Below are 12701 nucleotides of genomic sequence, written 5' to 3' on the forward strand. Positions count from 1 at the left end.
GCTTGCAGGCCTCCAAGGTGGCTTCTTGATCTGGTCTCAGGTCGCCTTTGCGCCGAAATCAGAGGGTGTCAGGTGCCCAGATATGCCCGCAAACTATCAGGCGGGTCATCAAACAGGGATGCCGTTGGCTGTGGCACCGTGACCCTCCCATCCGCAACCACCGAAGTCTCCTCGGCCACCCGTAACGCATCCTCTGGCGCATGGCTGACCATGATGACGGCAATCCCTTTCTGTCCCGCCAGCCGCGCCACCAGCGCCAGCATCTCGGCGCGCAACGCAGGCCCGAGCGCCGCAAAGGGTTCATCCAGCAGCATCAGCGGCCGGTCCTGCAACAGCACCCGCGCCAGCGCCGCACGCCCCTGTTGTCCGCCGGACAGCTCGGCCGGTTTGCGGTTGCCCATACCGTCCAGCCCGACCTCGCGCAGCGCCCTGTCGATCACGCTGCGCTGCTGCTCTGTAGGGCGCTTCATTGTGAGCGCCAGTGCCAGATTGGCGGTGATGGTGAGATGGGGAAACAGGTTGTTGTCCTGAAACAGGATACTCACCGGGCGTTTCGCGGGTGCCAGCCCGGTGATGTTCTCCCCGTTCCAGAACACCTGTCCTGCGCTCGGCGTAATGAACCCGGCGATTGTGTCGAGCAGGGTGGATTTGCCGCCGCCCGACGGCCCGATCAGCGTGGTGAACCCGGCACCGAACTGTGCATCCGCCTGCAGCGAAAAATCGTCCTGCCGGATGGTCAGCCCTTTCAGTTCAAGCATTGGCCCGCCCCCCGCGATCCATGGCCCAGAATAGCCCCAGGCTCATCGCCAGAAGCAAAAGCGCCGCGCCCTGCGCCGCTTCCATGCGATAGGACCCCATCAGGCGATAGACCTGCAAGGGCAGCGTCGCATGCTCGCCATCGGCAAAAAGTGCGATCACCCCCAGATCGCCCATCGAGAGCGCCGCCGTCAGCCCCGCCGCAAAGCCCAACGGCCGGCGCAGTCGCGGCAGGAGCACGATCCGCCAGAGCGCCCAGCCACTGATGCCCAGCGTCTGCGCCAGCCGCCCGTAATCCGCGCGCGTCGCCTCCAGTTCCGGGCGCAGGATGCGCAGGGCAAAGGGCAGTGCCATGAGCGCGTTGACCATGAGCGTGACAGGCAGGGCGGCCTCGGCGGGCCGGACAAAGGGCTGCACGATCAGGAACAGCCCGGTGCCCAGCACCAGCCCCGACACGGCAACGCCAAGAATACCCGCCAGTTCCCCTAGTTTCGTGGCCAGCGGCAGGGCCAGCGCCAGCGTCAGTGCGGTGGCCCCCAGCGCGACCCAAAGCGAGCGCAATGCGGCAGACCAGACCTCAGACGGCAGCGACACAATTCCCGGCAGCCCGGCCAGGACGATCATCGCCAAGGGCGTCAGCAGGAAGAGTGCGGCCAGAGCGATCCAGCCCGCATCCATGATCCGCGCGCCCCGGCTCTGCCCGCCCCAGCGCCCGATCACCCGATCCAGCCCAGTGCCAAAGCCGCCCGGCGGCGACAGAACCAAAAGCACCAGTGCCGCGGCAATTCCCAGCGCCAGTTGCACCAGCGCCAGCGTTGCCGCTTTGCCCAGATCGAAATCAAACTTGAACGCCTGATAAATCGCCAGTTCTACTGTCGTGGCCTTTGGCCCGCCGCCCAGTGTCAGTGCCACCGCGAATGACGTCAGGCAGATCACGAAGATAACCGCAAAGGCCCCGGGCGCGATCCGCGCCAGCATGGGCCGTTCCAGCACCCGTCCAATCGGCGCGTCCAGCGAGGCAGCCAGCCGGAAGCGCTCCGCCGGGATCGCCAGCCAACCCTGCAGGATCAGCCGCGTGGCGAGTGGCAGGTTGAAGAACACATGCGCAAGGATCACGCCATGATAGCCGTAGATATCCATGCGCGGCAGGCCGAGCGCGCCGGTGAGAGTGTTCACCAACCCGTTGCCGCCGAAAACGGCCAGCAGGCCCAGCACGGCGACGATGGTCGGCAGGATGAAAGGCGCGCCCAGAAGCGCGATCAAAACGCCGCGCCCTGGAAATCGCCGCCGCGACAGGGCGCGCGCCACGGGGACGGCCAGCAACACACTGATCGCAGCGGAGACCGCGGCCTGCCAGATGGTGAACCAGAGCGCGGAATACTCCGCCGCGCCAAGCGCCCCAAGCCCCCCGGCGCGCCAGATTACCGCCATCACGGGGCCGATCACCAGCCCCGCGACGATCAGTGCCGGGATTACTGCGACAGCGCGTTGCGCCATGCGGCAATGGCCGTGTCGCGCAGGGCGGCGGCCTCATCCTCGGTATAGAACAGCACCTTTTCAGGCAGTGGCAATTGCTGGAACTGCTCCGGCCATTTCTCCTTGGGCAGTGCTGCGGGCAGGGACCAGTTGGAGGTGGGGATCATCGACTGGAATTCCTCGGTCAGGATGAACGCCATGAACTGATCGGCCAGCTCCGGGTTGTCGGTGCCTGCCAGCTTGGCCGCCAGTTCGACCATGAAATAATGCCCCTCGGGAAAGATCGCGGCGGATTTGGTGAGGTCCTCCTCGGCCACGATGTGATAAGCGGGCGAGGTGGTGTAGCTCAGCACCATGTCGGCCTCGCCGTCGGTGAACAGGCCATAGCTTTCCGACCAGCCCTTGGTCACGGTGACGATCTTGGGCGCCAGTTTGGTCCAGACCTCTTCGGCCTTGTCGCCATAGACCGCCTGCACCCAGAGCACGAGCGCGAGGCCCGAGATCGACGAGCGCGGGTCCTGAATGACCAGCCGCAGATCGTCGGGGGCATTCAGCAGCGCGTCGAAGCTTTCGGGCGGGTTTTCGACCTTGGTGTTGTCATAGATGAAAGCCGTGTGCCCATAGTTGAACGGCAGGAACACATCGTCATTCCAGTCCACGGGCAAGGTCAGCGCGGACGTGTCCAGCCCATGCGGCGCGAACATCCCGCTGTCGCGCGCCTTCTTCGTGATGTCGGTGTTGAAGCCGATGGCGACATCGGCTTCGGTCCGCTCGCCTTCCAGAAGAATGCGCGGCAGCAACTCACCGGTCTTGTATTGCAGGTCGCAACCACAGCGCGCCTCGAACGCCGCCTCGATCCCAGGGCCGGGGCCCCATTCCGAGGCAAAATAGTCGGGCGCATAAACGGTCAAAACGGGGGTTTCGGCGGCGACCATCTGGGCCGACACGCTCAAAAGAAGTCCCGCAACCAAGGAACGTCCCATCATGGGTCTCTCCAATCATGTTGTGGGCGGAGTAGGGGTATGCGCTTGGGCATCTGACCTTCCCTCCGCCGGTTCTAGCCGGTTCAGGTTCAACGGGTTCGCGACATCGCATCTCAGCTGGGCATCTGGCTCAGCACCCCGAGGTAGGGCGGAACCTAAGGCGCAAAGGGGTGGTCTTCAAGGCGAAACTGCTTGAGACGCTTGCCTGCGCGGCGTAGAGAGCGGGGCAAAGGAGGCCCCGCCATGAGTTTCAACACTTTCGGTCATCTGTTCCGCGTCACCACCTGGGGCGAAAGCCATGGGCCGGGGTTGGGGGCGACGGTCGATGGGTGTCCTCCGGGGGTGGAGGTTGATCCGGCCTTTCTTCAGGTCTGGCTCGACAAGCGCAAACCGGGCCAGAACAAGAACACAACGCAGCGGCGCGAACCCGATGAGGTTGAGATCCTGTCCGGCGTGTTCGAGGGCAAATCCACCGGCACGCCGATTCAGCTGATGATCCGCAACACCGATCAGCGATCCAAGGATTACGGCGATATCGTCGAAAAGTTCCGCCCCGGCCATGCCGATATCACCTATTGGCAGAAATACGGCATCCGCGATTATCGCGGCGGCGGGCGCTCTTCGGCGCGGGAAACGGCAGCGCGGGTGGCCGCGGGTGGCGTGGCGCGGGCGGTGCTGGCGGATATGCTGCCGGGTCTGAAAATCACTGGCTATATGGTGCAGATGGGCGATAAGCATATCGACCGCTCGCGTTTTGACTGGGATCAGATCGAGCAGAACGATTTCTGGGTGCCCGATGCGGGTGCCGTTCCGGAATGGGACGATTACCTGACCAAACTGCGCAAGGATGAACACAATTCTGTTGGCGCGGTGATTGAGGTCGTGGCGCGTGGCGTTCCCGCAGGTCTTGGCGCGCCGGTTTATGGCAAACTGGATACCGACCTTGCGGCGGCGATGATGTCGATCAACGCGGTCAAGGCGGTCGAGATCGGTGACGGCATGGCAACCGCCGCGCTTACCGGGTCGGAAAATGCCGACGAGATCTTCATGGGTCCCGATGGCCCGGTCTATTCCTCCAACCATGCAGGCGGGATTCTGGGCGGTATTTCCACCGGTCAGGATGTGGTGGTGCGTTTCGCGGTCAAGCCGACCTCGTCGATCCTCACCACGCGCAAGACGATCACCAAATCCGGCGAAGAGACCGAGATCATCACCAAGGGCCGCCACGACCCCTGCGTCGGTATCCGTGCCGTCCCGGTGGCCGAGGCGATGATGGCTTGCGTGATCCTGGATCACATCCTGCTGCATCGCGGCCAGATCGGTGGCGCGGTGGGAGAGACGCGCGGCAAGATCGGCTAGGCGTGGACCCGCGCGCTGCCGTTCATCGCTTGAATTTGCCCTGTGCGCGTTAGATTATAACGTCATGATCTACTCCAGACGCAGATTCCTTGGTGCATCTCTGGCGGTTCCTTTGCTTGGGGCCGGTCGCGCGGTTGCGTCGGACGCGCCGATGAAGATCCGCGAATTGTACGGCAAGCTCTACGAGTCCAAAGAATCCGCTGATGCTTTGATCGGCCAGCGGATCACGCTTGAAGGCTTCATGGCCCCACCGCTCAAGGCAGGCTCACAGTTCTTTGTGCTGACCAAGATGCCGATGGCGGTCTGCCCGTTCTGTGAGACCGAGGCCGACTGGCCCAGCGATATCCTTGCCGTCTATACCAAGCGCAGCCTTCGGGTTGTGCCCTATGACGTCAAGATCGAGGCCCGGGGCGTGCTTGAGATCGGGTCCTATCGCGATCCGGATACCGGGTTCCTGAGCGTCGTGCGGCTGATGGATGCCACCTATGGCTAAAGACGCCGCGCCGGACAGCGCATCGCTGGAAATAGACGGTTTGTGCGTTGCCACGGCGCGGGGGCGCGCTTTGCTCGACGTGCCGGGTCTGTCTGTTGCATCCGGTACACTTTTGGGCGTGCGCGGGCCGTCGGGGGCGGGCAAATCAACCTTTCTGCATGCGGTCAGCGGGCTTTTGGACTCTGCGCGTGGCCGGGTGATCTGGGGCGGTGAGGACATCCTTGCCCTGTCTACGGAACGGCGCGCCGCGTTCAGGGCGGACAAGGTCGGCATGGTGTTTCAGGATTTCATGCTGTTCGATGAAATGTCGCCCATGGCCAACGCCACGATTTCCGGGCTGTTCAGGCGCGGGCCGGGGCTGTCCGAGGCCGCCGGAGACTTGTTGTCCCGGTTGCGCGTGCGAACTGAGGCGCGTTCGGTCGCGTCCTATTCGGGTGGCGAAAAACAAAGGATCGCGGTTGCACGGGCCTTGGCGGCGCGCCCGGGGATCGTGCTGGCGGATGAACCCACCGCAAGCCTTGACCGCGTGGCGGCAGACCGGCTGATCGAAGATCTGGTGTCGATGGTCCGCAGCAGCGGCGCGACTCTGATCGCGGTCAGCCATGATGAACATCTTTTGTCAGCCTTGGATCGTGTCATCACATTGGAAGACGGCGGCATCACCCGGGATGAAGAGGTGCCCTCATGAGGGATCTCTGGGATGGCCTGCCGGTTCTGGCGCAGGACATATTGGTGTCTTGCGCGCTTGTCGCGCCGCTTCTGGCGCTGGGCGCTGTGCTGGTCCGGCGCTACCGGCCCTGGCCGCTGGTGGGCGCGTTGATGTGGCGGTATCGCTGGGCGAACCTGTTGTTCGTGTTGCTCATCGCGATTTCGGTCGGGATGGGGATCGGGCTGATCTCACAGGAACGCGGGCTGCGCGATGGCATGGCCCGGGCGGCGGACAAGTTCGACCTTGTCGTGGCGGCACCGGGCAGCGAGCTGACGCTGATGCTGGCAGCGGTGTTCCTGCAGCCCAGCGATGTGCCGCTATTGGATGGTGAACTCTATAATGAGATCGCAGCCCATGAGCGGGTCAAGATCGCCGCGCCGATTGCCTTTGGCGACAGCTACGGCGATGCGCCGGTGGTTGGGACGATTGCGGAGTTCGTGACGCATCTGACCGATGGTGCGCTGGAGGGGCGCATGTGGCGGACCAGCAGCGAAGCCATCGCAGGCGCGGCGGTGCCGCTTGGGATCGGGGACAGGTTCACGCCCGCGCATGGGATGGGGCATTCTGCGGAAGACGGTGCGCATGACGGGGTTGAGATGGAAGTCGTGGGCCGGATGCCGCGGACGGGCACGCCCTGGGACCGGTCCATCCTGATCCCGGTCGAAGCGGTATGGGAGGTGCATGGGCTTGCCAATGGGCATGCGCCCGAGCGCGGTGACCAGATCGGCCCGCCGTTTGATGCGCGCTATTTCCCGGGAACCCCGGCCATCATCGTGCGATCAGAAGAGCTTTGGGCGAGCTATGCGCTGCGCTCGGAATTCACCCGTGACAATGAAACCATGGCGTTTTTTCCCGGCACGGTGCTGGCCAATTTGTATCGGGTGATGGGCGATGTACGCCAGACCATGTCGGTGATGGCGGTCGTGACGCAAATTCTGGTGGGGGCCAGCGTGTTGCTGGGCCTGTTCATCCTGTCACGTCTGTTTCAGCGGCAGTTGGGCATGCTGCGTGCCATCGGTGCGCCGCGCCGCTTCGTGATGTCGGTGGTCTGGCTTTACGGGGTGGCGCTATTGGCTGCCGGGACGGCATTCGGGATGCTGATCGGCCTTGGAGCGGCGCGGATCATTTCGGGTATCGTGACCGAGCGGACCGATGTGCTGGTTCAGGCCGGGCTTGGCTGGAGCGAGGCGCATCTGGCGCTGGCCTTCCTTGTTGTGACAGGCTTCCTGTCCCTGCTGCCGGCATTGGTTGTCCTGCGTCAGGGGATCTCCGAAAGCCTGCGGTCCTGACGCCGCCGCGCTGGGCGTCAGCTCACCAGTTTGATTTCAACGCTTGCCTCTAGCGATGAGGCAAGGGATTGAAAGCGTGCTTCGGCCACCTCCCCGAACAGGGGCCATGCGCCTTCGCTCAGGTTGAGTGACAGAATCCGTTTCTTGGGTCGCCATCCCAGTTCACCGATATGTCCGCCTTCGGACATCCACAGCATCGCGCCAAAGCGCATGGCCTTGCCAAGCACTTCGGCCTGAAGCTGGGTCTTTTCGTCGATCAGGTCATAGAGCTCTTCAAACCGGGTGCCGTCGCGCTTGTTCTTGTAGCGATGCAAAAGCGCAAGCCCGAGGAACACACGTTCCGAATGCTTCAATCCACCCAGATTGGCCCGCGTGGCATTGTCGAAACACACTTCTGCCCGGTAATCGGGATGCGCCCGCCAGCTTACGTCATGCAGCAGGCAGGCCGCCTTGACCAGCCGAAGGCGGTCCGCGGGCACCTTGCTGAACAGCGGCAAGATGAAATCGAACAGCGTTCGTCCGAAGCCGGGCAGACGTGCATCCTTGGTTTCCGCAAACTGGCATGCTTCGATCAGCGGGTCGCGGTCGCGCAGCTGTTGCGGCATCTGCTCATACAGCATCCCCTCGCGGATGCCGTAGCTCGACAGGGCGATGTCCTTGGGGCGGAAGGTCTGAACCAGCCGTTTGAGAACCTCGATCGCATAGGGCACAAGCACCATGCGCGTGGATGATATTCCACAGGCGGACCGCAATTCTTCAAGATCATGCGCGGCGATGAATTTGGCGGTTTCACTGACCGATTTGGCGGTCATCCGGTATTCATGCAGCACGTGCAGCGGGTATCCGCGCCGCTCCATGTCGATCCGCGCAATGGCACGCCATGACCCGCCGACAAGAAACAGGCGGTTGGATTGCTGGCCCATGCGGTCGTGCAGATCGAGCATGACCTCTTTGATATGCGCCTTGCGTCCCTTGGCGCCGCCCTTGATATCGCGAAGCTTGAGCGGCCCGAGCGGCGAGGTGACGCGCTTGCCAACCTGTCCACCCGAGATTTCGGCCAACTCCATGGACGATCCGCCGATATCACACACCAGCCCGTAAGAACCGGGCCAGCCCAGAAGCACGCCCTGCGCCGAAAGACGCGCCTCTTCCTCGCCGTCAATGACATGGATTTTCAGCCCGGTCTCGCGCAACACCTGTTCGCAAAACCCGGGCCCATCCTCGGCATCGCGCACGGCGGCAGTGGCCACCGCTGTCAGCGGTGGCAGATCCATGCCGCGCGCCAGATACTGAAAGCGCTTGAGAGCGGCCAGCGCCCTTTGACGGCCTTCGGGGTTCAGTATGCCGGTGCTCGACATGCCGGCCCCGAGGCCGCACATGATCTTTTCGTTATAGAAATATGCCGGGCTGCGCGCCGCGCCGTCGAACACCACCAGCCGGACCGAGTTCGACCCGATATCGACCACGCCCACGCGCGCCAGTTTTCGCGTACTCGGATCGTCGAACAGTGGCCTGCCGAACGGTCCGTGATCGTGGGCAGCGTTGTCGCCTGTGCCGTCCATCGTCATCCCCGGGGTCGTTTGGAGCCCCTTATGGCCCGTGCAGGGCAATGGGGTCAATCAGGGGGGCGGGGAAAGTCAGCGATGACGGGACTTTTTCGGATCACCTTGCACAAAGCCGCTGAGGAACCCCGCCCCAATCAAAAGCGGCAGGCTCTCATCCGGGGCAGAGCGCGGGTTCACGGGCTCCGCCTTTTGCGGTTCCTCGCGGGGTGACCCTTGAACGCGTCTTAGCGCGACATGACCAACCAGCAGAGACAGCAGCAATGCGCCACCGCCCACGGATGATGCCGCGATGACCGGCCCGTAGGTTGGATCAAGCGCAGCAAAGGCGGCGAGCGCCGCAAAGCCCAGTGCGATCCCCAGCAAGACAAAGGCCAGCAGCCAAAGCGCGACAGCTATGGCAAGTTCGCGGAGCTGGTTCCGGGCGAAGTCTTTCGCATGCTTTGCGGCACCATCAACAAGGTTCATCTTCGCCCCACGACATTTGCGAACACCAGACCGGCGGCAAAAGCCACGCCAATCGTGGCAAGTGGATGGTTGCGCACACCATCTTCGGTGGCCTGACGCAATTGCACACCCTGTTTCTGCGCCGTGTCGAACAAGGCGCGTGTTTCGTCAGAAAGATGCTCCATATGCGCTTGTGCTTTGCCCGCGCCATTGTGGACCTGCTCGCGTGTGGTCTGTCCCGCCATCGCGGTCAGCGTCTCGATGTCCTTGCGTGCGATGTGCAACTGCTGTTCGAGTTCTTCCTTGGTCGCCATGATTGTCCTTTCCGCAAATGCAGAGAAAGCGCTGGATGCGCGCTTTCCCGAATGCTGGTGTTGAAGGGGGTAAGCTGGACCTGAGACAGGTCACATTGGCGGGCGTCCGCGTACCGCGCGCATCACCATCGCGACCACGAACAACACGAGGAAGATAAAGAAAATGACTTGCGCGATTTCCGCCGACGCCGCAGCGATACCGCCAAACCCCAGGATCCCGGCGATCACCGCGACGATCAGAAATGTGAGTGCCCAACCAAGCATGATGTAGCCCTCCTTTGCTTGATGACGGCGCAGCATTGCACCCGCCACATCAAACATAGGTAATACAGCAGGTTAATCTTTAAAGGTGACGTTCTTGATTGAAAATTCGGTGATTTCCTTTAATATGCTGATATTAAATTATGATCCTTGGTGGAAAATATTTTGATAGGCTAAGTAATTTCCTCAATCCGCCGTATGAGTCAGCTGCGGCACATCCCCGGCACCTGCCGTACCCCGCCCGGAGAGGGACGGGTTCTCCATAAAGAACTTGTGGCAGGAAAAGGCAAACGCGCCATCGGCCAGCGGGTCACGTGTGAATTTGCCATCGGGTCCCATGACCCAGCTTTGCGCCACATCGGCCAGGTTCGCGGCCATGATCTGTTCGGTGATCTGCGCTTTGACCGTCGGGTTTTTCGCTTCCACCAGTGTCTCCACGCGCCGGTTGAGATTGCGACCCATCCAGTCGGCGGAGGAAAAGAACACCCGCGCCTGTTCGGATGGCAGCCCGCCGCCATTGCCGAAACACACGATGCGGGAATGTTCCAGAAAACGGCCGACGACCGATTTTACCCGGATGTTTTCGCTCAACCCCTTGATCCCGGGGCGCAACCCGCAGATGCCGCGGATCACCAGCGAAATCTTGACCCCCGCCTGTGACGCCGCATAAAGCGCGTCAATCACATCCGGTTCGATCAGGGAATTCATCTTGGCCCAGATTTCCGCCGGACGACCGGCGCGGGCGTGTTCCACCTCGGCCTCGATCATCTCCATGAGGTCGCTTTTCAGATCATGCGGCGAGATCGAGATATTCCGCAGATCCGTGGGCCGCGCATAGCCCGAGACATAGTTGAACAGCTTGGTCGCGTCGAAACCCAGATCTCGGTCACAGGTGAAAAAACTCAGGTCCGTGTAGATCCGCGCCGTGATGGGATGGTAGTTTCCCGTGCCGTAATGCGTGTAGGTGACAAGCTCCTTGCCCTCGCGGCGAACCACGGTGGACACCTTGGCGTGGGTCTTCCATTCCAGAAAGCCGTAGACCACATGCGCGCCCGACCGTTCCAGCCTCCGGGATTGCCGGATATTGGCGGCTTCGTCAAACCGGGCCTTCAGCTCGACCAGCGCGGTGACCGATTTTCCATCTTCGGCCGCTTCGCACAGGGCGCTGACAATCGGGGAATCCTTGGACGTCCGGTACAGCGTCTGCTTGATCGCCACGACATCCGGATCGCGCGCGGCCTGTTGCAGGAAGCGCACCACCATATCGAAGGTCTCGTAGGGGTGGTGCAGCAGCATGTCCTTGCGCCGGATCGCCGCAAACATATCGCCATCATGGTCCTGCACCCGTTCGGGCACCCGCGGGTTGAATCCGGGCCAGAGCAGGTCAGGCCGCTCGTCGAGCACCAGTTCCTTGAGATCGGCCATGCCCAACATCCCGTCGAGCTCGACAATCTCGTCATCGGTCACGTGCAATTCGCGTTTGATCACCTTGAGCAGACGCGACGGCGCGCCCGCAGAAATGGTCAGCCGAACAACTTCCCCCCGGCGGCGGCGTTTGAGCGCCACTTCGAATTCCCGCACAAGGTCTTCGGCTTCATCCTCGACCTCAAGGTCACTGTCGCGCAGCACCCGAAAGACGAAATGCGACTTGAGCTTGTAGCCGGGAAACAGGCTGTCGATATGCAGGAGCAGCAATTCCTCCAATGGCAGGAACCGGGCACTGCCAGTGTCGGATGGCAGGCGGATGAAGCGATCCACCTGATGCGGAATTGGCAGCAATGCCTGGAGAATGCGCCCGTCGGACACGCTTTTCAGTTCAAGCGCAAGGCTATAGCCGGTGTTGGGAATAAAGGGGAACGGGTGTGCCGGGTCGATCGCAAGCGGCGAGAGCACCGGAAAGACCTGCCGCAGGAACACGTCGTCCAGAAAACGCCGGTCGGATTTTTTCAGCTCATCTGGATTGGCGAGAGAGATCCCCGCCTCTTCCATCTCGCTGCGCAGAATCTCCCAGGCACGTTGCTGTGCCTGCATAAGATTGCGCGCGTCCTCGTGGATCAACACAAGCTGTTCCGCGGGCGTCAATCCGTCCGCTGCGGGTGTGGTGTTGCCCTCATTGCGCAGTTCACGCAGGCCTGCCACCCGAACAGTGTAGAACTCATCCAGATTGGCAGCAGAGATTGACAGAAAGCGCAGCCGCTCCAACAGCGGAACGCGCAGGTTTTCGGCCTCTTCCAGAACGCGCCAGTTGAACCCCAGCCAGCTCAGCTCGCGGTTAAAGAACCGTCCCGGTCCGGTCAGATCCACATCGGGCAGGTCAACAGGGGCGGGAAACGGGGATTTGAGAAAATCAGAGCGCTGCATCCCTGTCATGTATCCGTGTCCTGTAGCTTTGCAACCGCCCGGCGCGCCATATCCCGGCTTAATGGTTTGCGCGCTGCCATGGACATGTCATCCATCAACGCCACGATCTGTTGTGCTGCGGCGAAGGACCGGGGCGCATGGCGGACCAGATAGGGGATCACGTCAAGGTTGGGGCTGAGCTGCCGATCTGCGAAGAGCTTGTTCATCAGCGCACCCAACAGATCGTCATCGGGTGCGGACAGTGTCGCGACCTGTGTCCCCTGCATCCGGCTGGCCAGATCGGGCAGGTTCAGCCCCCAGCGCGCGGGTTCGTCCACGGCTGTCAGGAGCAGCGCGTGCCCCTCGGCAATAACAAGGTTATGGAGGTGGAACAGATGCGCTTCGGCATCCTCATTGCCTGCCGCCTCATGCGCATCTTCGACGCAAAGCGGGGCCTGCGCGAGTTCTCCGACACTGGCCGTGGGAAGGTCCTGCGCTGCGATGATGCGTGCGCCGCTCATTTCCGCCCAGACATGGGCAAGATGGGTCTTGCCGCTGCCCTTTGGCCCCTTGATGACCAGCTTGGACGACGGCCAGTTCCGCCAGTCGTCGATCATCGCCAGTGCCATGGCATTGGAGGGCGAGACAAAGAAATCTTCCCGCCCCAGGGCGGGCCGCGCCGAGAGGTCGAACCGGAGTTGTTCTGCCATGT

Annotated in this window: 13 protein-coding genes and 1 riboswitch; of the genes, 4 read left to right on the forward strand and 9 right to left on the reverse strand. The window is 62.3% G+C overall.

Translation table 11 applies throughout. The annotated features are described in order from the left end of the window. Window positions 1-68: 68 nt before the first annotated feature. Genes PGB28_RS05125 through thiB form a run of 3 tightly spaced genes read right to left on the reverse strand, consistent with a single transcriptional unit; the run spans window position 69 to window position 3215 of the window. Complete coding sequence (locus PGB28_RS05125) at window positions 69-758, reverse strand: thiamine ABC transporter ATP-binding protein (protein WP_271420416.1); 690 nt, start codon at window positions 756-758, stop codon at window positions 69-71. After that, window positions 751-2253: a thiamine/thiamine pyrophosphate ABC transporter permease ThiP gene (locus PGB28_RS05130; RefSeq protein WP_271420417.1), complete on the reverse strand. Its 1503-nt coding sequence runs from the start codon at window positions 2251-2253 to the stop codon at window positions 751-753. Before PGB28_RS05130 ends, PGB28_RS05125 begins: the two co-directional genes overlap by 8 nt. After that, complete coding sequence (gene thiB / locus PGB28_RS05135) at window positions 2229-3215, reverse strand: thiamine ABC transporter substrate binding subunit (RefSeq protein WP_271420508.1); 987 nt, start codon at window positions 3213-3215, stop codon at window positions 2229-2231. The genes PGB28_RS05130 and thiB overlap by 25 nt, the downstream gene beginning before the upstream one ends. Before the next feature lie 43 nt (window positions 3216-3258). Continuing rightward, window positions 3259-3366, reverse strand: a riboswitch (TPP riboswitch). A gap of 92 nt (window positions 3367-3458) precedes the next feature. Here thiB and aroC point away from each other — a divergent pair. The 4 genes from aroC to PGB28_RS05155 all read left to right on the forward strand — a co-directional run bounded on the left by aroC (window position 3459) and on the right by PGB28_RS05155 (window position 7065). After that, window positions 3459-4574, forward strand: a complete 1116-nt coding sequence (gene aroC / locus PGB28_RS05140; RefSeq protein WP_271420418.1) for a chorismate synthase — start codon at window positions 3459-3461, stop codon at window positions 4572-4574. A 64-nt stretch (window positions 4575-4638) separates the two neighbouring features. Next, a complete protein-coding gene (locus PGB28_RS05145) occupies window positions 4639-5067 on the forward strand; it encodes a hypothetical protein (RefSeq protein ID WP_271420419.1) in 429 nt (142 codons plus the stop codon). Beyond that, a complete protein-coding gene (locus tag PGB28_RS05150; protein ID WP_271420420.1) occupies window positions 5060-5755 on the forward strand; it encodes an ABC transporter ATP-binding protein in 696 nt (231 codons plus the stop codon). The genes PGB28_RS05145 and PGB28_RS05150 overlap by 8 nt, the downstream gene beginning before the upstream one ends. Then, window positions 5752-7065 (forward strand): ABC transporter permease, encoded by a 1314-nt coding sequence (locus PGB28_RS05155; RefSeq protein ID WP_271420421.1) that lies wholly within the window; start codon window positions 5752-5754, stop codon window positions 7063-7065. Before PGB28_RS05150 ends, PGB28_RS05155 begins: the two co-directional genes overlap by 4 nt. A 17-nt stretch (window positions 7066-7082) precedes the next feature. Here PGB28_RS05155 and PGB28_RS05160 read toward each other — a convergent pair whose 3' ends face one another. From PGB28_RS05160 to PGB28_RS05185, 6 genes are all read right to left on the reverse strand, one after another. Next, on the reverse strand, window positions 7083-8627 hold the full coding sequence (locus PGB28_RS05160; RefSeq protein ID WP_271420422.1) for a Ppx/GppA family phosphatase: 1545 nt from the start codon (window positions 8625-8627) through the stop codon (window positions 7083-7085). A 75-nt stretch (window positions 8628-8702) separates the two neighbouring features. Continuing rightward, window positions 8703-9095, reverse strand: coding sequence for a hypothetical protein (locus PGB28_RS05165; protein WP_271420423.1), 393 nt, complete (start codon window positions 9093-9095; stop codon window positions 8703-8705). Then, complete coding sequence (locus PGB28_RS05170; protein WP_271420424.1) at window positions 9092-9388, reverse strand: DUF883 family protein; 297 nt, start codon at window positions 9386-9388, stop codon at window positions 9092-9094. The genes PGB28_RS05165 and PGB28_RS05170 overlap by 4 nt, the downstream gene beginning before the upstream one ends. 90 nt (window positions 9389-9478) lie before the next feature. Further along, complete coding sequence (locus PGB28_RS05175; RefSeq protein WP_271420509.1) at window positions 9479-9652, reverse strand: DUF1328 domain-containing protein; 174 nt, start codon at window positions 9650-9652, stop codon at window positions 9479-9481. Between the two features lie 183 nt (window positions 9653-9835). Beyond that, entirely contained in the window at window positions 9836-12010 is a 2175-nt protein-coding gene (locus PGB28_RS05180; RefSeq protein WP_271420510.1) for an RNA degradosome polyphosphate kinase, read from the reverse strand. 5 nt (window positions 12011-12015) lie between these two features. Then, entirely contained in the window at window positions 12016-12699 is a 684-nt protein-coding gene (locus PGB28_RS05185; protein ID WP_271420425.1) for a P-loop NTPase family protein, read from the reverse strand. Window positions 12700-12701 lie beyond the last annotated feature (2 nt).

Source organism: Primorskyibacter aestuariivivens (genome assembly GCF_028023675.1).
GTDB classification, from domain to species: Bacteria; Pseudomonadota; Alphaproteobacteria; order Rhodobacterales; family Rhodobacteraceae; genus Marinovum; species Marinovum aestuariivivens.